Origin of the sequence: Pseudomonas paraglycinae (genome assembly GCF_021601625.1) — a bacterium.
GTDB lineage: Bacteria > Pseudomonadota > Gammaproteobacteria > Pseudomonadales > Pseudomonadaceae > Aquipseudomonas > Aquipseudomonas paraglycinae.
This window is the reverse complement of sequence record NZ_BQHR01000003.1, coordinates 16,787-35,735: the sequence shown is the minus strand read 5'-3', so window position 1 is coordinate 35,735 and position 18,949 is coordinate 16,787. Positions and strand designations below refer to the sequence as shown.

Annotated in this window: 19 protein-coding genes and 1 pseudogene; 12 read left to right on the top strand and 8 right to left on the bottom strand. The window is 60.7% G+C overall.

What is annotated here, in order from left to right:
- Positions 1–46: 46 nt before the first annotated feature.
- Positions 47–535: an Lrp/AsnC ligand binding domain-containing protein gene (locus L6D82_RS04745; protein WP_003177284.1), complete on the top strand. Its 489-nt coding sequence runs from the start codon at positions 47–49 to the stop codon at positions 533–535.
- Positions 536–539: 4 nt separating this feature from the next.
- On the opposite strand, the gene L6D82_RS04740 is transcribed toward L6D82_RS04745, so the two are convergent.
- Positions 540–893 (bottom strand): YkgJ family cysteine cluster protein, encoded by a 354-nt coding sequence (locus tag L6D82_RS04740; protein WP_236188220.1) that lies wholly within the window; start codon positions 891–893, stop codon positions 540–542.
- Between the two features lie 145 nt (positions 894–1,038).
- On the opposite strand from L6D82_RS04740, the gene L6D82_RS04735 reads away from it, so the two are divergent.
- Positions 1,039–2,349, top strand: a complete 1,311-nt coding sequence (locus tag L6D82_RS04735) for an NAD(P)/FAD-dependent oxidoreductase (RefSeq protein WP_236188219.1) — start codon at positions 1,039–1,041, stop codon at positions 2,347–2,349.
- Between the two features lie 34 nt (positions 2,350–2,383).
- Here L6D82_RS04735 and L6D82_RS04730 read toward each other — a convergent pair whose 3' ends face one another.
- On the bottom strand, positions 2,384–2,629 hold the full coding sequence (locus L6D82_RS04730) for a DUF1127 domain-containing protein (protein ID WP_102685867.1): 246 nt from the start codon (positions 2,627–2,629) through the stop codon (positions 2,384–2,386).
- 179 nt (positions 2,630–2,808) lie between these two features.
- On the opposite strand from L6D82_RS04730, the gene L6D82_RS04725 reads away from it, so the two are divergent.
- Complete coding sequence (locus tag L6D82_RS04725; protein WP_102685868.1) at positions 2,809–4,230, top strand: aminotransferase-like domain-containing protein; 1,422 nt, start codon at positions 2,809–2,811, stop codon at positions 4,228–4,230.
- 60 nt (positions 4,231–4,290) lie between these two features.
- Complete coding sequence (locus L6D82_RS04720; RefSeq protein WP_102685869.1) at positions 4,291–5,859, top strand: phospholipase D family protein; 1,569 nt, start codon at positions 4,291–4,293, stop codon at positions 5,857–5,859.
- 21 nt (positions 5,860–5,880) lie between these two features.
- Here the strand turns inward: L6D82_RS04720 and L6D82_RS04715 are convergent, their stop codons facing one another.
- Both L6D82_RS04715 and L6D82_RS04710 read right to left on the bottom strand, forming a co-directional pair.
- Positions 5,881–7,026: an MFS transporter gene (locus tag L6D82_RS04715; protein WP_085746799.1), complete on the bottom strand. Its 1,146-nt coding sequence runs from the start codon at positions 7,024–7,026 to the stop codon at positions 5,881–5,883.
- A 184-nt stretch (positions 7,027–7,210) separates the two neighbouring features.
- Positions 7,211–8,704 carry an aldehyde dehydrogenase gene (locus L6D82_RS04710; RefSeq protein WP_236188218.1) on the bottom strand — a complete coding sequence of 498 codons (1,494 nt, stop codon included), beginning with the start codon at positions 8,702–8,704 and terminating at the stop codon, positions 7,211–7,213.
- A 235-nt stretch (positions 8,705–8,939) separates the two neighbouring features.
- Here L6D82_RS04710 and L6D82_RS04705 point away from each other — a divergent pair, with 235 nt between their 5' ends.
- Both L6D82_RS04705 and L6D82_RS04700 read left to right on the top strand, forming a co-directional pair.
- Entirely contained in the window at positions 8,940–9,299 is a 360-nt protein-coding gene (locus tag L6D82_RS04705) for a cupin domain-containing protein (protein ID WP_085746800.1), read from the top strand.
- 84 nt (positions 9,300–9,383) lie between these two features.
- A complete protein-coding gene (locus L6D82_RS04700; RefSeq protein ID WP_085746801.1) occupies positions 9,384–9,590 on the top strand; it encodes a hypothetical protein in 207 nt (68 codons plus the stop codon).
- A gap of 152 nt (positions 9,591–9,742) precedes the next feature.
- Here the strand turns inward: L6D82_RS04700 and rpmG are convergent, their stop codons facing one another.
- Both rpmG and rpmB read right to left on the bottom strand, forming a co-directional pair.
- Positions 9,743–9,898 carry a 50S ribosomal protein L33 gene (rpmG, locus tag L6D82_RS04695; protein ID WP_003177274.1) on the bottom strand — a complete coding sequence of 52 codons (156 nt, stop codon included), beginning with the start codon at positions 9,896–9,898 and terminating at the stop codon, positions 9,743–9,745.
- 11 nt (positions 9,899–9,909) lie between these two features.
- On the bottom strand, positions 9,910–10,143 hold the full coding sequence (gene rpmB, locus L6D82_RS04690; protein ID WP_003177273.1) for a 50S ribosomal protein L28: 234 nt from the start codon (positions 10,141–10,143) through the stop codon (positions 9,910–9,912).
- 446 nt (positions 10,144–10,589) lie between these two features.
- On the opposite strand from rpmB, the gene L6D82_RS04685 reads away from it, so the two are divergent.
- Positions 10,590–12,176: an ABC transporter substrate-binding protein gene (locus L6D82_RS04685; RefSeq protein WP_102685871.1), complete on the top strand. Its 1,587-nt coding sequence runs from the start codon at positions 10,590–10,592 to the stop codon at positions 12,174–12,176.
- 132 nt (positions 12,177–12,308) lie between these two features.
- On the opposite strand, the gene radC is transcribed toward L6D82_RS04685, so the two are convergent.
- Positions 12,309–12,983 (bottom strand): RadC family protein, encoded by a 675-nt coding sequence (gene radC, locus L6D82_RS04680; RefSeq protein ID WP_129973035.1) that lies wholly within the window; start codon positions 12,981–12,983, stop codon positions 12,309–12,311.
- A gap of 135 nt (positions 12,984–13,118) precedes the next feature.
- On the opposite strand from radC, the gene coaBC reads away from it, so the two are divergent.
- From coaBC to argB, 4 genes and pseudogenes are all read left to right on the top strand, one after another.
- Positions 13,119–14,327, top strand: a complete 1,209-nt coding sequence (gene coaBC / locus L6D82_RS04675) for a bifunctional phosphopantothenoylcysteine decarboxylase/phosphopantothenate--cysteine ligase CoaBC (protein WP_085606127.1) — start codon at positions 13,119–13,121, stop codon at positions 14,325–14,327.
- A gap of 5 nt (positions 14,328–14,332) precedes the next feature.
- Entirely contained in the window at positions 14,333–14,788 is a 456-nt protein-coding gene (gene dut / locus L6D82_RS04670; protein ID WP_011336556.1) for a dUTP diphosphatase, read from the top strand.
- 262 nt (positions 14,789–15,050) lie between these two features.
- Positions 15,051–16,427: pseudogene (locus L6D82_RS04665) on the top strand (phosphomannomutase/phosphoglucomutase); the annotation flags it as partial.
- A 24-nt stretch (positions 16,428–16,451) separates the two neighbouring features.
- Positions 16,452–17,357, top strand: coding sequence for an acetylglutamate kinase (gene argB / locus L6D82_RS04660; protein WP_007954443.1), 906 nt, complete (start codon positions 16,452–16,454; stop codon positions 17,355–17,357).
- A 69-nt stretch (positions 17,358–17,426) separates the two neighbouring features.
- Here argB and pyrE read toward each other — a convergent pair whose 3' ends face one another.
- Positions 17,427–18,071, bottom strand: a complete 645-nt coding sequence (gene pyrE, locus L6D82_RS04655) for an orotate phosphoribosyltransferase (protein ID WP_007954442.1) — start codon at positions 18,069–18,071, stop codon at positions 17,427–17,429.
- Positions 18,072–18,153: 82 nt separating this feature from the next.
- Here pyrE and L6D82_RS04650 point away from each other — a divergent pair, with 82 nt between their 5' ends.
- Positions 18,154–18,933, top strand: a complete 780-nt coding sequence (locus tag L6D82_RS04650; RefSeq protein WP_007920349.1) for an exodeoxyribonuclease III — start codon at positions 18,154–18,156, stop codon at positions 18,931–18,933.
- The last annotated feature ends 16 nt before the right edge of the window (positions 18,934–18,949 follow it).

Sequence of the window (18,949 nt, the reverse complement as noted above, 5' to 3'; positions counted from 1 at the left end):
GGCGACAATTCTCGGCAAAAACCCTTTTCACGGAGGCGCATCCCCTATGCGTACCAACACTCAGACCAAACGTGAGCTGGACAAGATCGACCGCAACATCTTGCGGATCCTGCAGGCGGACGGGCGGATTTCATTCACCGAGCTGGGCGAGAAGGTCGGGCTCTCCACCACGCCTTGCACGGAGCGGGTGCGGCGCCTGGAGCGCGAGGGGATCATCATGGGCTACAACGCCCGCCTGAATCCGCAGCACTTGAAGGGTAGTCTCCTGGTGTTCGTCGAGATCAGCCTCGACTACAAATCCGGCGATACTTTCGAAGAGTTCCGACGTGCGGTGCTGAAATTGCCCCACGTGCTGGAATGCCATCTGGTGTCAGGGGATTTCGACTATCTGGTGAAGGCGCGGATTTCCGAGATGGCCTCGTACCGCAAGCTGCTGGGCGACATCCTGCTCAAGCTGCCGCACGTGCGTGAATCCAAGAGCTACATCGTGATGGAAGAAGTGAAAGAGAGCCTGAGCCTGCCGATTCCGGACTGAACGCTCAGACCAGCACCTGCCGGTTTTCGGCCATGTACTCGAACACCTGCTTCTCGACCCGTGGGTGAATCAGCTCCACCGGCCGCCGGCCGTTGGGGCACGGCAAGGTCTGGGTGGTGCCGAACAACCGGCAGATCAGCGGCCGTTCGTCATACACCGTGCAGCCATTCGGTCCCAAGTGCACACAGTTGAGCTCCTCCATCGCTGCGTCCTGCTCGGCGCTGGTCTTGCGCGGCAGGCGGGACATTTCCTCGGGCGAGGTGGTCACCGGCCCGCAGCAGTCATGGCAGCCCGGCACGCACTCGAACGTGGGAATCTGCTGACGCAGGGTGCGGATTTTCTGACTGTTGCAGCTCATTGCAGCGGTAACCGGAGCGGAATAGGCGGCAATTGTGCCGCAAAAGCCGTGATCCAGACACCACGGGCCGACCAATGTTGCCCGGCCTCGGGCCTGCGGCTTATGCTCCGTCAAATTTTCTCGACACCCGCTCAGGATGACGCCCATGAATGCCCGCGCCCAAGCCACCGCGAGCCAACCCCACGTTGCCTCTTATTACGCCGCCAGCAGCCTGCCGCAGCCCGACCATCCGGTGCTGAAAGGTGAACTGATCGCCGACGTGTGCGTGGTCGGTGGAGGTTTCTCCGGGCTGAACACGGCGCTGGAATTGGCTGAACGGGGTTTGAGCGTGGTGCTGCTGGAAGCGCACCGGATCGGCTGGGGCGCCAGCGGACGCAACGGCGGGCAACTGATTCGCGGGGTCGGTCACGGCCTCGATCAGTTCGCCAACGTGATCGGCGCCGACGGCGTGCGTCAAATGAAACTCATGGGCCTGGAAGCGGTGGAAATCGTCCGCCAGCGCGTCGAAAAATTTCAGATTCCCTGCGACCTGACCTGGGGTTACTGCGACCTCGCCAACAAACCTTCCGATCTGGAAGGCTTTGCCGAAGACGCCGAAGAGTTGCGCAGCCTCGGTTACCGCTACGAAACCCGCCTTCTGCAAGCGAACGAAATGCACACCGTAGTCGGCTCCAACCGCTACGTCGGCGGTTTGATCGACATGGGTTCCGGGCATCTGCACCCGCTGAACCTGGCACTCGGAGAAGCCGCAGCGGCGCAACAACTGGGCGTCAAACTGTTCGAACAATCGGCGGTCACCCGCATCGACTATGGCCCCGAAGTAAGGGTGCACACGGCGCAAGGCTCGGTACGGGCGAAGACGCTCGTGCTGGGCTGTAACGCGTACCTCAACAATCTGAATCCGCAACTCAGCGGCAAGGTGCTGCCAGCCGGCAGCTACATCATCGCCACTGAACCCCTGAGCGAAGAACAGGCCCACGCCCTGCTGCCGCAGAACATGGCGGTCTGCGACCAGCGTGTAGCGCTTGATTACTACCGGCTCTCGGCGGATCGTCGTCTGTTGTTCGGCGGCGCCTGCCATTACTCGGGGCGTGATCCAAAGGACATCGGCGCCTACATGCGGCCCAAGATGCTGGAGGTGTTCCCGCAGCTCGCCTCGGCGAAGATCGATTATCAGTGGGGCGGGATGATCGGCATCGGTGCCAACCGTCTGCCGCAGATTGGCCGGCTCGCGAATCAGCCGAATGTGTATTACGCCCAGGCTTATTCTGGTCACGGCGTGAATGCCACGCACCTGGCGGGCAAGCTGCTGGCCGAGGCTATCAGCGGCCAGCACAGCGGTGGCTTCGACCTGTTCGCCAAAGTGCCACACATCACCTTCCCCGGCGGCAAGCATCTGCGCTCGCCGCTGCTGGCGTTGGGGATGCTGTGGCACCGGCTTAAAGAGTTGGTCTGAGATCGTTCCCACGCAGAGCGTGGGAACGATCCCTCTAAATCCGCCAGAACGGCTTCAACCCTTCCTCCAGCGCCTGCTCGCGGGTCAGCCCGATGTCCTTGAGCTGTTCCGGCGTCAGGCGCAGCAACGCCTTGCGCGTGTGCAGACGATGCCAGAACAGGTCCCAGCGACTCAGGCCGGACGGTGCGTTGCACATGCTCTCGTTGCGCGCTTTGTCCTGTTGCCCTGCCTCCAGTTCCTGACTGTGTAACGTCAGCCGCACATCGCTCAAACCGTTCATTTTCATTGCTCCTGTTTACTTGGGTAGCCAGAGATTCCATGATGCGCGGGCGAGCAAAAGCATTACAGATTCAACACATCTGTATTATTTCCATACAGATTTGCTGTCTCTGAGACTGAATTGTCGATTTACGCCGCATCTGTACTGGTTTAACGAATCATCTGCATCGAGGCAGTGCCATGACGCTCTATGTGAATCTCGCCGAATTGCTCGGCACCCGCATCGAACAAGGCTTCTACCGTCCTGGTGATCGCCTGCCCTCGGTGCGCGCCTTGAGCGTAGAACACGGAGTCAGCCTGAGCACGGTGCAGCAGGCCTATCGGATGCTGGAAGACAGCGGCCTGGCCACGCCGAAACCCAAATCCGGGTACTTCGTGCCGGTCGGGCGTGAGTTGCCCGAACTGCCGGCAGTCGGGCGCCCCGCGCAACGGCCGGTGGAAATTTCCCAGTGGGATCAGGTGCTGGAACTGATTCGCGCCGTGCCGCGCAAGGACGTGGTGCAGCTGGGTCGCGGCATGCCGGACATCTCGTCGCCGACGATGAAGCCGCTGCTGCGCGGACTGGCCCGTATCAGCCGCCGTCAGGACATGCCCGGTCTGTATTACGACAACATCCACGGCACCCTAGAACTGCGCGAACAGATCGCCCGGCTGATGCTCGATTCCGGCTGCCAGTTGAGCGCCAGCGATCTGGTGGTCACCACCGGTTGCCATGAAGCGCTGTCTACCAGCATCCACGCAATCTGCGAGCCCGGTGACATAGTCGCAGTGGATTCGCCAAGCTTCCACGGCGCCATGCAGACTCTCAAAGGGCTGGGCATGAAAGCCCTGGAAATCCCCACCGACCCGCTCACCGGCATCAGCCTCGAAGCCCTGGAACTGGCACTGGAACAATGGCCGATCAAGGTCATCCAGCTCACGCCCAACTGCAACAACCCGCTCGGCTACATCATGCCGGAGTCGCGTAAACGCGCCCTGCTCAACCTGGCCCAGCGCTTCGACGTGGCGATCATCGAGGACGACGTGTATGGCGAACTGGCCTACACCTACCCGCGTCCGCGCACGATCAAATCCTTCGACGAAGATGGCCGAGTCTTACTCTGCAGTTCATTTTCCAAGACGCTCGCGCCGGGATTGCGCATCGGCTGGGTCGCGCCCGGTCGCTACCTCGAACGCGTGCTGCACATGAAATACATCAGCACCGGCTCCACCGCGCCCCAGCCGCAGATCGCCATCGCCGAATTTCTCAAGGCCGGGCACTTCGAACCGCATTTGCGGCGGATGCGCACGCAATACCAGCGCAATCGCGACGTGATGATCGACTGGGTGACGCGTTACTTCCCGGCCGGTACCCGCGCGAGCCGTCCGCAAGGCAGCTTCATGCTCTGGGTCGAACTGCCGGAAGGTTTCGATACGCTGAAACTGAATCGTGCGCTGCACGATCAGGGCGTACAGATTGCCGTCGGCAGCATCTTTTCCGCCTCGGGCAAGTACCGCAATTGCCTGCGCATGAACTACGCTGCCAAACCGACAGCTTTGATCGAAGAGGCAGTGCGCAAGGTCGGTGCGGCAGCGATCAGACTGCTGGCCGAAGCCGACTGACTTTTCACGAGCAAACAGCGTCCATATGCCCAACCCTGCCGCCAACCGGAACGATCCCACGTGAGCTTCAGACAGCCCCTACCCGCTCTGCTGGTACTCTCCACGTTCCTTGGCGGTTGTGCGTCTATCGACGTACCGCGCGAACCGAGCCAGGCGTTGCCGGCGGCCGACTCCGCGTTCGGCCGTTCGATACAGGCCCAGGCGGCGCCCTACAAGGGCCAGTCCGGCTTTCGCCTGCTGTCCAACAGCACCGAAGCCTTCACCGCTCGCGCCGAGCTGATCCGCAACGCACAACGCAGCCTCGACTTGCAGTACTACATCGTCCATGACGGCATCAGCACGCGAATGCTGGTGGAGGAAGTGTTGAAGGCCGCCGATCGTGGCGTGCGGGTGCGGATCCTGCTGGACGACACCACCAGCGACGGCCTCGACCTGATCATTGCCACACTGGCGGCACATCCGCAGATCCAGATTCGCCTGTTCAATCCGCTGCACCTGGGGCGCAGCACCGGCGTGACCCGGGCGGCCGGGCGGCTGTTCAACCTGTCGCTGCAACACCGGCGGATGCACAACAAGTTGTGGCTGGCGGACAATAGCGCGGCCATCGTTGGCGGGCGCAATCTGGGCGACGAATATTTCGACGCCGAGCCCAACCTGAATTTCACCGATATCGACATGCTGAGTGTCGGGCCGGTCGCCGAACAGCTCGGGCACAGTTTCGACCAGTACTGGAACAGTGCCCTGAGCAAGCCGATCGACGAATTCCTCTCCAGCAAACCCTCGGCCAAAGACCTGCAGAACACCCGCACACGCCTGGAAGAATCCCTCGAAGAAACCCGCAAACAGAATCACGCGCTGTATCAGCAGTTGATGACCTACCGCACCGACCCGCGCATGGATATCTGGCGCAAAGAGCTGATCTGGGCCTGGAACCAGGCGCTGTGGGATGCGCCGAGCAAGGTGCTGGCCAAGGGCGAACCCGAACCGCAATTGCTGCTGACGACCCAACTGGCACCGGAGCTCACGGGTGTCAGCAAAGAACTGGTGATGATTTCTGCCTACTTCGTGCCGGGGCAACCGGGGTTGGTCTACCTGACCGGCCGCGCTGATGCCGGCGTGTCGGTGAGCCTGCTGACCAACTCGCTGGAAGCCACCGATGTGCCAGCGGTGCACGGCGGTTATGCGCCGTATCGCAAGGCGCTGCTGGAACATGGCGTGAAACTGTTTGAGCTGCGGCGCCAGCCTGGGGATAACTATGGCAGCGGCCCGCACCTGTTTTACAGCAAGTCCTATCGTGGCTCGGACTCGAGCCTGCATAGCAAGGCGATGATCTTCGACGGCAAAAAATCGTTCATCGGCTCGTTCAATTTCGACCCGCGCTCGGTGCTGTGGAACACCGAAGTCGGGGTGTTGGTGGACAGTCCCGAACTGGCAGCCCACGTACGCGAACTGGCCTTGCAAGGCATGGCGCCAGCGCTCAGCTACGAAGCGAAACTGCAGGACGGAAAAGTGGTGTGGGTCACCGAGGACAACGGCCAGATGCACACGCTGACCAAGGAGCCGGGGAGTTGGTGGCGGCGCTTCAATGCGTGGTTCAGCACCACCGTGGGACTGGAGCGGATGCTGTAACAGCCCGCTCCAACCGGCTTATCAAGCGGGCGCCGACACCTTGCCGAACGCCCCTTGCCGTGACAGAAGAATCACCAGTCCGAATGCCCCGGCCGCCATCAGCCACGGCAGCGCATGCCCGCTGATCCACTGACTGCCCGCCCCCGCCATCAACGGCCCGATCAAACAACCGACACCCCACAGCTGCGCGACATGCGCATTCGCCCGCACCAGCGCATCGTCGCGGTAGCGCTCGCCAATCAAAATCAGCGACAGAGTGAACAGGCCACCGGCACTGGCGCCGAACAGCACCCACAGCGGCCAGATCAGCAAAGTGTCGAGCAGCATCGGGATCGCCAGACTCGACAGCATCAACACCACAGCGCAGCCGGTAAACAGGGTCCGCCGTGACAGATAATCGGCCAGCGCACCGATGGGCAATTGCAGCAGCGCATCACCCACCACCACGGTGCTGACCATCGCCAGCGCGATTTCGGCGGTGAAGCCCTGTTGCAGGCAATACACCGGCAATAGGGTCAGGATCATCGCCTCGAACGCGGCGAACAACGACACCGCCCAGGCGATTGCCGGCAGCTCGCGAGCGAACCCCCACAGATCGCCGAAGGTCACGCTGCTGGCCTCGCTGCTTGGCGCGCCGCTGCGACCCAGCAGCAGAAACGGCGAAGCGATCAGCAGACCGACACCCACCCAGAAACCGTAATCGTGATCGGTGCCCAGTGCGCCCAACAGCAACGGACCAGACAGTTGGCTCAACGCATAACTGCTGCCATACAGCGCCACCAATCGACCGCGCCAGTGCTCGACCACCAGTTGATTGATCCAGCTCTCGCCGAGGATGAACACAATGGTCAGGATCACCCCGATCATCAGCCGCAGCACCAGCCAGATCGGGTAGCTCGGCAGCAGCGCCAGCAGACCGATGGACAGTGCCCCGGCCCACAGGCACAGGCGCATCAGGTTCGCAGTGCCGAAACGTGCCGCCAGATGACTGGAAATCTTCGCCCCCAGCAACACGCCAATGGCCGGCATTGCCGCCATCACGCCGATGGCGAACGAGCCGTAGCCCCAGCCCTCCAGGCGCAACGACACCAGCGGCATGCTGACACCGAGGGCCAGGCCAACACTCAAGACAGACGCCAACACGGCGAAATACGTCGCCCAACGCATGGTCCACGCTCCTGTGGATAATTTTTATTCACACAAAACCAATGTGGGAGCGAGCCTGCTCGCGATAGCGGTGTCACATTCAACATTGATGTCGACTGTCACACCGCTATCGCGAGCAGGCTCGCTCCCACAGGGATCTCTGTTCGATTCGAGAGCCTGATTCACTCAGGCTCCCGTCAACGATTTACAGCTTGATCCAGGTCGCCTTCAGCTCGGTGTATTTGTCGAAGGCGTGCAGCGACTTGTCGCGACCGTTGCCCGACTGCTTGAAGCCGCCGAACGGTGCGGTCATGTCGCCGCCGTCGTACTGGTTGACCCACACACTGCCGGCACGCAGGGCCTTGGCGGTCAGGTGCGCCTTGGAAATGTCCTGAGTCCAGACCGCTGCCGCCAAGCCGTAAGGCGTGTCGTTGGCGATGTTGATCGCTTCTTCAGCGGTATCGAACGCAATGACCGACAGCACCGGGCCGAAGATCTCTTCCTGGGCAATCTTCATCGCGTTGCTCACGCCGTCGAAAATCGTCGGCTCGACGTAGGTGCCACCGGTTTCCTGAAGAATGCGCTTGCCGCCGGCCACCAGTTTGGCGCCGTCGGTGTGTCCCGACTCGATGTAGGAAAGCACGGTGTTCATCTGTTGGGTATCGACCAGCGCGCCAACGTTGGTGGCCGGATCCAGCGGGTTGCCAGGCTTCCAGGTTTTCAGCGCCTCGATCACCATCGGCAGGAACTTGTCCTTGATCGAACGCTCGACCAGCAGACGCGAACCGGCGGTGCAGACTTCGCCCTGGTTGAAGGCGATGGCGCTGGCGGCGGATTCGGCGGCGGCTCGCAGATCCGGAGCATCGGCAAACACGATGTTCGGGCTCTTGCCGCCGGCTTCCAGCCAGACGCGCTTCATGTTCGATTCGCCGGAATAGATCATCAGTTGCTTGGCGATCTTGGTCGAACCGGTGAACACCAGGGTGTCGACATCATTGTGCAGCGCCAGCGCCTTGCCGACGGTGTGGCCGTAACCTGGCAGTACGTTCAGCACGCCTTTCGGAATGCCGGCTTTAACGGCCAGTTCGGCAATGCGGATGGCGGTCAGCGGGGATTTTTCCGACGGCTTGAGGATCACCGAGTTGCCGGTCGACAGGGCCGGGCCGAGTTTCCAGCAGGCCATCATCAGCGGGAAGTTCCACGGCACGATAGCGCCAACTACGCCCACTGGCTCACGGGTCACCAGACCCAGTTGATCGTGCGGCGTAGCGGCGACTTCGTCGTAGATCTTGTCGATCGCCTCACCGCTCCAGCTCAGGGCTTGCGCAGCGCCCGGCACGTCGATGTACAGCGAATCGCTGATCGGCTTGCCCATGTCGAGGGTTTCGAGCAGGGCCAGTTCTTCGGCGTGCTGCTTGAGCAGGCCGGCGAAACGGATCATGGTGGCTTTGCGTTTGGTCGGCGCCAGGCGCGACCAGACGCCGGAATTGAACGTGGCGCGGGCGTTTTCCACGGCGCGCTGAGCGTCGGCGGCGTCACAGCTGGCAATCTTGCCCAGCAGACGGCCATCGACCGGACTGATGCACTCGAAGGTCTCGCCGGAGACGGCATCGGTGTACTCGCCATTAAGGTAGGCGCGGCCTTCGATCTTCAGGTCGCGGGCGCGTTGTTCCCAGTCGGCACGAGTCAGGGTGGTCATTCGAGTGTCCTCCTCTTGTTCAATACGAGCGCCGCGATCGTCGCGGTCGTCCTCAGGAATACTGCCCGGCCAGCCTGCTTTTCGGCCCAAGGCATCCGCCACCCTAAACCAGCGGCCGGGGTTGTTTCAATATATTTGACATAAGCTCGCCATACGGCCTTGCGGCGTTCAATTTAATCAACATAGACTTTGGCCCTTTCACGCCATCGCGCCGTCATCACGGGAGAAAACAACAATGAACATCCAGAACGTCGTCGACATCAGCCTGACCACAACCGAAGCCGAACGCTATCGCCCGGACCCGGCCAAAGTGCTCAAGGGTGATCCCGAGCAAGCGGTGTTCAATCAGTACGACAGCCCTTGCGGGCAAATGGGTGTCGGCGTGTGGGAAGGTGCGGTAGGTCAGTGGACGGTGAATTACACCGAGCACGAATACTGCGAAATCCTGCAGGGCGTATCGGTGCTGCGTGACAGTGAAGGCAATGCCAAGACCCTGCGTGTCGGCGACCGCTTTGTGATTCCGGCCGGCTTCCGTGGCACCTGGGAAGTGCTGGAGGCTTGCCGCAAGATCTACGTGATCTTCGAAGAAAAATAACTATGTAACGCACGACCGAATGCTGACGGGTTGAAAATCGGGTCGTCCATAAGGACATTCCCGTCACGTATAAGGAAATGCGGCATGACCAAAATAGAAGCTTTCAACAAGATTCACCACTTGATCGGCACCCCGTATGTAGAGACCGTAAAGGCCTATATCAACGAACTGACCGGTTTCACCGCCAACGGGCCAATTCAAGGGCCAGATAACCTCCGGGCCAGGTATAGGACCGTAGACATCTTCATCTGCAACGAGGGCAAGATCCTGTCGTTTCAGATCCACGAATAATTGGCGCCACTGAAAGGCTTACCTTTCGAAGGCCTGCATCGCGAGATGCAGGCCTTTTTTGTCGCGATCCCACCGGCCACCACAATTGCCGGACAACAAAAAAGGCCCGTATCGTGAGATACGGGCCTTTTTCGTAAGTCGGGAAAAATCAATTACTTGATTTTGCCTTCCTTGTAGATCACGTGCTTGCGAACAACCGGATCATATTTCTTGATCTCGATTTTGTCCGGGGTAGTACGCTTGTTCTTGTCGGTAGTGTAGAAGTGACCAGTACCGGCGCTCGAGATCAAACGAATCAATTCACGCATGATTAGCTCCCTTAAACCTTGCCGTCGCGACGCAGCTCGGCCAGCACAACGCTGATGCCACGCTTGTCGATGATACGCATGCCTTTGGCGGAAACGCGCAGGCGTACGAAACGTTTCTCTTCTTCAACCCAGAAGCGGTGATGCTGCAGGTTCGGCAGGAAACGACGACGGGTTTTGTTGTTTGCGTGGGAAATGTTGTTCCCAGTCACCGGACCCTTACCGGTAACTTGACATACTCTAGACATGCCTCAGCCCTCTAAAACCACATGCCCAACCCGGCATGGGTTGGCCGCTTAATCTCTAGTCATTGTGGCGCCAGGCGCCGCGATTCTTTAGAGGTCTTACCGGCTACACCTACAAGCGAAGGAACCGGGCCCCTAGAAAAGAGCGCTGCTTTATACCAGAAAGACCACGGAGCAACAACTTTCCGTGTGGAAAGAATGGCTAAAAAGCCGCTTTTTCCGGCTGAAAGCGCTTTGGGCAAAGGCTGCCGGCAATTTTTACCATTCGTCGAAGAAAACCGATCATACCCGCGATCGGGACTTTTCCCATCGCCTCTTCCGACAAATCCTCAGCCGCGCAGCCCCGAAAATGCAAAAAGGGGATAGTCATTTGCAATCGCGACCACTAGGGTAGACCTTTTCCAGACTGCACTTGCAGATGGGCCTTCGATCTGTAAAGGAAGCCGACCATGCGCCTCGCTGCCCTCCCCCTGCTCTTCGCCCCGCTGTTACTGAGTCCACTGGCCCAGGCCGCCGCCCTGAGCGTCTGCACCGAGGCCAGCCCCGAAGGGTTCGACGTGGTGCAATACAACTCGTTGACCACCACCAACGCCTCGGCGGACGTGCTGATGAATCGCCTGGTGGACTTTGACACCGCCAGCGGCAAGGTCGTCCCTAGCCTGGCCGACAGCTGGGAAGTCAGCACTGACGGCCTTACCTACGTGTTCAAGCTGCACCCGCAGGTGAAGTTCCACAGCACCGACTACTTCAAGCCGACCCGCGAACTGACTGCCGAAGACGTCAAATTCAGCTTCGACCGCATGCTCGACCCGGCCAACCCGTGGCACAAAGTCGCCCAGAGCGGCTTCCCACACGCCCAGTCGATGCAGCTGCCGAGCCTGATCAAGAAGATCGACGCGCTGGATCCGCTGACCGTTCGTTTCACCCTCGACCACCCGGACTCGACGTTCCTCGCGACCCTGAGCATGGGTTTCGCCTCCATTTATTCTGCTGAATACGCCGACAAGCTGCTGAAGGCCGATGCCACCGACAAGCTCAACAGCCAGCCGGTCGGCACCGGTCCGTTCGTGTTCACCCGGTTCCAGAAAGACGCCTCGATCCGCTACAAGGCCAACCCGGACTACTTCCGTGGCAAGCCTGCGGTGGACCCGCTGATTTTCGCCATCACTCCGGACGCCAACGTGCGCCTGCAAAAGCTGCGGCGCAACGAGTGCCAGATTGCCTTGTCGCCAAAACCGCTGGACGTACAGGCCGCGAAGCAGGAGCCGACGCTGAAAGTCGAAAAAACTGACGCGTTCATGACCGCATTCGTTGGCATCAACAGCCAGCATCCGCCGCTGGACAAACCGGAAGTGCGCCAGGCGATCAACCTCGCGTTCGACAAGGCCAACTACCTCAAGGCTGTATTCGAAGACACCGCCGAAGCCGCCAACGGTCCATATCCGCCGAACACCTGGAGCTACGCGAAGAACCTGCCGGGTTACGCCCACGACGTGAACAAGGCCAAGGCCCTGCTGGCCAAGGCCGGATTGAAGGACGGTTTCCAGACCACCATCTGGACCCGCCCGTCCGGCAGCCTGCTGAACCCGAATCCGAGCCTCGGCGCACAACTGCTGCAATCGGATCTGGCGGAAATCGGCATTCAGGCAGAAATCCGCGTGATCGAATGGGGCGAGCTGATTCGTCGCGCCAAGGCTGGCGAACATGACCTGCTGTTCATGGGCTGGGCTGGCGACAACGGCGACCCGGACAACTTCCTGACCCCGCAGTTTTCCTGCGCGGCGGTGAAGTCCGGCACCAACTTCGCCCGCTACTGCAATGCCGATCTGGACAAACTGATCAGCGCCGGCAAGACCACCAGCGAGCAAGGCGTACGCACCAAGCTCTACGAACAGGCACAGGCGCAGATCCAGCAGCAGGCGTTGTGGCTGCCGCTCGCGCATCCTACGGCGTATGCGCTGACGCGTAAGGACGTTCAGGGTTACTCGGTCTCCCCGTTCGGTCGGCAAGACTATTCCAAAGTCACCCTCAAATAACCCGCCACAACACAAAACCTGTTGGAGCTGGCTTGCCAGCGATAGCGGACTGACAGCCAACATTGTGCTGAATGTGCCGCCGTCATCGCTGGCAAGCCAGCTCCCACAGGGTTTTGCATTCTCCCCTCGGATCTACATCCAGCCACACTCCGCCATCGACAACGGCTCGCCATCGCCAACGATGAAGTGATCGAGCACCCGCACATCGACCAACTCCAAAGCCTTCTGCAAGCGCTTGGTCAATAATCGATCAGCCTGACTCGGATCGCTGTTCCCCGACGGATGGTTGTGGCACAGGATCACCGCCGCCGCGTTGTTGGCCAGCGAACGCTTCACGACTTCCCGGGGATGCACGGCGGTGTTGTCGATCGAGCCGCGAAACAGCGTCTCGAAGGTCAGCACCTGATGTTTGGAGTCGAGAAACAGGCAACCGAACACCTCGTGCGGCTCGTGGCGCAGCATGGCTTTGAGGTAATCACGTACCACTTGTGGATTCTCCAGCGCCGTTTTCTGGCGCATGCGCTCGGCCAGATGTCGCCGCCCCATCTCCAACACAGCTTGCAGTTGGGCAAACTTCGCCGGCCCCAGGCCCAATTGCTCGCTGAACGCCCCGAGATCAGCCTCCAGCAATGCACGCAGACTGCCGAACTGACTCAACAAGTGTCGCGCCAGATCCACCGCGCTTTTACCGGATACGCCAGTCCGTAGAAAAATCGCCAGCAATTCGGCATCGGAAAGACTTCCCGAGCCCTGTTCCAACAGCTTCTCCCGCGGCCTTTCCGCCGCCGGCCAATCGCGAATACTCATACACCTTCCTTGTCTGTGGGCGCCGCTGTTCCGTAGCGGTCGCTGTGATATCGTAGCCCATCTTTTTTGCGGGCGAATTCACTCTGGGGAGGGGGTTTCGCCACGTATGTCACCAACGAAATGAAAGGCAGACCTATGCAGCGGCTGTATCGGAAACGCATCGTTCTGGGCGTCGGCGGCGGCATTGCTGCCTACAAGAGCGCCGACCTTGTGCGCCGCCTGATCGACCAGGGCGCCGAAGTGCGCGTGGTCATGACCCGCGGCGGCAGCGAATTCATCACCCCGCTGACCATGCAGGCCCTGTCCGGCCACCCGGTTCACCTGGACTTGCTCGACCCGGCTGCTGAAGCCGCAATGGGCCACATCGAACTGGCCAAATGGGCCGATTTGGTGCTGATCGCCCCGGCGACCGCCGACTTGTTGGCCCGTCTGGCCCAAGGCATTGCCAACGACCTGCTGACCACGCTGGTGCTGGCCACCGATGCCATCGTCGCGGTCGCTCCGGCCATGAACCAGGCCATGTGGCGCGACCCGGCGACTCAGGCCAACCTGCAACTCCTTGAAAGTCGCGGCCTGAAGACCTTCGGCCCGGCCTCCGGCAGCCAGGCCTGCGGCGACGTCGGCATGGGCCGCATGATGGAAGCCACCGACCTGGCCCAGCTCGCGGCGGACTGCTTCCAGCGTCAGGCGTTGACCGGCAAACACGTAGTGATCACCGCCGGCCCGACCCAGGAAAACATCGACCCGGTGCGCTACATCACCAACCACAGCTCCGGCAAAATGGGTTTCGCCCTGGCGGAGGCGGCGGTGGAAGCCGGCGCCCGCGTCACACTGATCAGCGGCCCGGTGCATTTGCCGACGCCGGATCGCGTCACCCGGATCGACGTGGTCAGCGCCCGCGACATGCTCGCCGCGTGTGAAGCCGCGATCCCTTGCGACATCTTTATCGCCTCGGCGGCGGTTGCGGACTACCGTCCGGAAGTCGTCGCCCCGCAAAAATTGAAGAAAGACCCTACGAGCGGCGACGGCTTCGTCCTGCAAATGGTGCGCAATCCGGACATCCTGGCCACCATCGCGACCCGTCCCGACCGTCCGTTCAGTGTCGGCTTCGCCGCCGAGACCGAACACCTGCTCGACTACGCTGCGCGCAAGCTGAAGGACAAGAATCTCGATCTGATCGTCGCCAACGACGTCGCCAACCCGAGCATCGGTTTCAACAGCGAAGAAAACGCCTGCAGCGTCATCGACCGTGCGCTGCACGCCACGGTTTTCGCCCAGACCAGCAAGAGCAAGATCGCTCGCCAACTGGTCACTTTTATCGCCGAACGTCTGAACCAGGTTTAATTTACATGCACGCTTTGCAAGCCAAGATCCTCGACCCACGCATCGGTACCGAATTCCCGCTGCCGCAATACGCCACACCGGGCTCCGCCGGCCTCGACCTGCGCGCCATGCTGCAAGAGGACATCGTGATCAAGCCGGGTGAAACCGTGCTGATCCCTACCGGTCTGTCGGTCTATATCGGCGATCCGAACCTCGCCGCGTTGATCCTGCCGCGTTCGGGCATGGGCCATAAGCACGGGATCGTGCTGGGCAACCTCGTCGGCCTGATCGACTCCGACTACCAGGGCCCGCTGATGGTGTCCTGCTGGAACCGTGGCCAGACCGAATTCACCATGCCGGTCGGCGAGCGCCTGGCTCAACTGGTACTGGTACCCGTGGTGCAGGCGCACTTCGAAATGGTTGAAGAGTTCGTCGAGACCGAGCGCGGCACGGGTGGTTTCGGCCATTCCGGCACCAAGTGATCGACTAGAAAATCGTCGTGGCGAGGGCCTTTTCCTCGCCACGAATTTCAAATTGTCATCTGCAAGGTTTAGCGCCGAAAATCAAGGCATTGACAGGCCAAAGCCACGCCGTACAAGGCGTCATGGCCCTTTCACACCACGAACTCTCTGTGAAAACCGCCGTCATACCCTTCAGTTTGAGCTTGCCGTCGAATGAATCGTCGGTGTGTCCAGCCACTTTCGAGATGGAGCATTTTTGCAGATGAGCACCCCCGCCCAAGTCGCCCCGAAGCTTCCCGACAGCATCTTCCGCGCCTACGACATTCGCGGCACCGTGCCGGAATTCCTAAATGCCGAAACCGCCTACTGGATCGGCCGCGCCATCGGCTCCCAGAGCTTGGCCCAGGGCGAGCCGAACGTGTCCGTCGGTCGTGACGGCCGCCTGTCCGGCCCGGAACTGGTTGCCGAACTGATCCGCGGTATCGCCGAAAGCGGCTGCCACGTCAGCGACGTCGGCCTGGTGCCGACCCCGGCGCTCTACTACGCCGCCAATGTGCTGGCCGGCAAATCCGGCGTGATGCTCACCGGCAGCCACAACCCGTCGAACTACAACGGCTTCAAGATCGTGATCGCCGGCGACACCCTCGCCAACGAACAGATTCAGGTCCTGCATGAACGCATCAAGACCGGCAATCTGAGCAGCGGCACGGGCAGCGTGACCCAGGTCGAGATTCTCGACCGCTACACCACCGAAATCGTCCAGGACATCAAACTGGCCCGCCGCCTGAAAGTCGTGGTGGATTGCGGCAACGGCGCGGCCGGCGTGATCGCCCCGCAATTGATCGAAGCGCTGAACTGCGAAGTCATCCCGCTGTTCTGCGAAGTCGACGGCAACTTCCCGAACCATCACCCGGATCCGGGCAAGCCTGAGAACCTCGTCGACCTGATCGCCAAGGTCAAGGAAACCCAAGCTGACATCGGCCTGGCCTTTGACGGTGACGGCGACCGCGTCGGTGTGGTGACCAACACCGGCACCATCGTCTTTCCGGACCGTCTGCTGATGCTGTTCGCCCGTGACGTGGTGGCGCGCAACCCGGACGCGGAGATCATCTTCGACGTCAAATGCACCCGTCGCCTGATCCCGCTGATCAAGGAATATGGCGGTCGGCCGCTAATGTGGAAGACCGGTCACTCGTTGATCAAAAAGAAAATGAAACAGTCCGGCGCACTGCTGGCCGGCGAAATGAGCGGGCACATTTTCTTCAAGGAACGCTGGTTCGGTTTCGACGACGGCATTTACAGCGCCGCACGGCTGCTGGAAATCCTCAGCAAGGAAAAATCTTCGGCCGAGGAGCTGTTCGCGACCTTCCCGAACGATATTTCCACGCCGGAAATCAATATCCATGTGACCGAAGAGAGCAAATTCAGCATCATTGATGCACTGCACGATGCGCAGTGGGGCCCAGGCGCCGACCTGACCACCATTGACGGCGTGCGGGTCGACTACGCCAAAGGCTGGGGCCTGGTGCGCGCGTCCAACACCACACCGGTGCTGGTGCTGCGCTTCGAGGCCGATGACGAGGCGGAACTGCAGCGCATCAAGGCTGTGTTCCATGCCCAACTGAAACGCGTTGCACCTGATCTCCAACTACCGTTCTGATTGCTGATTCACCCGGAGCCCTGAATGACCCTCGAACGCGATGCCGCCGCCAACACTGCCAAGGTCCTGTCCGAAGCGCTGCCTTACATCCGCCGATACGTCGGCAAGACCCTGGTGATCAAATACGGCGGCAACGCGATGGAAAGCGAGGAGCTGAAAACCGGCTTCGCCCGCGACATCGTGCTGATGAAGGCCGTGGGCATCAACCCGGTGGTCGTGCACGGCGGTGGCCCGCAGATCGGTGATCTGCTCAAACGCCTGTCGATCGAAAGCCATTTCGTCGACGGCATGCGCGTCACCGATGCCGCGACCATGGACGTGGTGGAAATGGTCCTCGGCGGCCAGGTCAACAAAAGCATCGTCAACCTGATCAACCGTCACGGCGGCAGCGCCATCGGCCTGACCGGTAAAGACGCCGGGCTGATTCGCGCGAAGAAGCTCACCGTCACCCGCCAGACCCCGGAGATGACCCAGCCGGAAATCATCGACATCGGCCATGTGGGCGAAGTGGTCGGAATCAACACCGAACTGCTGAACCTGCTGGTCAAAGGCAACTTCATCCCGGTGATCGCACCGATCGGTGTGGGTGAAAACGGCGAGTCGTACAACATCAACGCGGACCTGGTGGCCGGCAAGGTTGCTGAAGCGCTGAAAGCCGAGAAGCTGATGCTGCTGACCAACATCGCCGGCCTGATGGACAAGTCGGGCACCGTACTGACCGGCCTGAGCACCCAGCAGGTCGACGACCTGATCGCCGACGGCACCATCTACGGCGGCATGCTGCCGAAGATCCGCTGCGCGCTGGAAGCGGTACAGGGCGGCGTTGGCAGTTCGCTGATCATCGACGGTCGCGTGCCGAACGCGATCCTGCTGGAAATCTTCACCGACACCGGTGTGGGTACGCTGATCAGCAATCGCAAGCGTCCATAAGCGCTCGCGCAAACAAAAAGACCCCGCTCAGCCTGGCTGAGCGGGGTCTTTTTTTGCCTGAAGCTGCGATCAGACGCCGAACTGGGCGCGGTATGCTTCAACGGCTGGCAGGTGCTGCTTGAGCTGCGGATCGTCAGCCAGGAATTCCAGCACCTGGTTCAGCGACACGATGCTGATGACCGGGATACCGAAATCACGCTCGACTTCCTGAATCGCCGACAGCTCGCCGTTGCCGCGCTCCTGACGGTTCAGGGCGATCAGCACACCGGCGGCCTTGGCGCCGTCCTGGGAAGCGATGATCTGCATCACTTCACGGATCGCGGTGCCGGCAGTGATCACGTCGTCAATGATCAGCACTTCACCGGTCAGCGGTGCGCCGACCAGGCTGCCGCCTTCGCCGTGGGCCTTGGCTTCCTTGCGGTTGAAGCACCATGGCAGATCACGGTTGTGGTGTTCGGCCAGCGCCACGGCAGTGGTTGCCGCCAGCGGGATGCCTTTGTAGGCCGGGCCGAACAGCACGTCGAACGGAATGCCGCTCTCGGCGATGGCTGCGGCGTAGAAACGCCCCAGCTGCGCCAGCGCGGAACCCGAGTTGAACAGGCCGGCATTGAAGAAGTAAGGACTGGTGCGCCCGGACTTCAGGGTGAACTCACCGAAGCGCAAAACGCCGCGATCGATGGCAAAACGAATGAAATCGCGCTGATACGCTTGCATGAAAAAAACCCCAAATACCACGGATTTAGCTAATTAGCTTGACGCCGTGTATCATACACGCACGCGATTTTTGGGGCCATTTATGCGGATCATCAGTGTGAACGTCAATGGTATTCAGGCTGCAGTCGAGCGCGGTTTGCTCAGTTGGCTGCAGGCACAGAATGCCGACGTCATCTGCCTGCAGGACACCCGTGCCTCCGCCTTTGAACTGGATGACCCAGCCTTCCAACTGGATGGCTACTTCCTTTATGCCTGCGATGCTGAAGTCCCTGCCCAAGGCGGCGTGGCTTTGTATTCGCGGTTGCAACCGAAGGCTGTCATCAGCGGTCTCGGATTCGAGACGGCCGACCGCTACGGGCGCTACCTGCAAGCAGATTTCGACAAAGTCAGTATTGCCACCTTGCTGCTTCCTTCGGGGATGAACGGCGATGAGGACTTGAACCAGAAGTTCAAGCTCATGGACGACTTCGGCAAGTACCTGGACAAACAGCGGCGCAAACGTCGCGAGTACATTTATTGTGGCTCGCTGTACGTCGCGCAGCAGAAGCTCGACATCAAAAACTGGCGCGACAGCCAGCAATCACCGGGCTTCCTGGCGCCGGAACGCGCCTGGATGGACGAGATTGTCGGCAACATGGGCTACGTAGATGCCCTGCGCGAAGTCAGCCGCGAAGGCGACCAGTACAGCTGGTGGCCGGACAACGAACAGGCCGAGATGCTGAATCTGGGCTGGCGCTTCGACTACCAGATCCTGACTCCAGGGCTACGGCGCTTCGTGCGCAGCGCACGCCTGCCACGTCAGCCACGGTTCTCGCAGCATGCGCCGCTGATCGTCGACTACGACTGGACGCTGACCATCTAAGCGGCCTTTCGCAGAC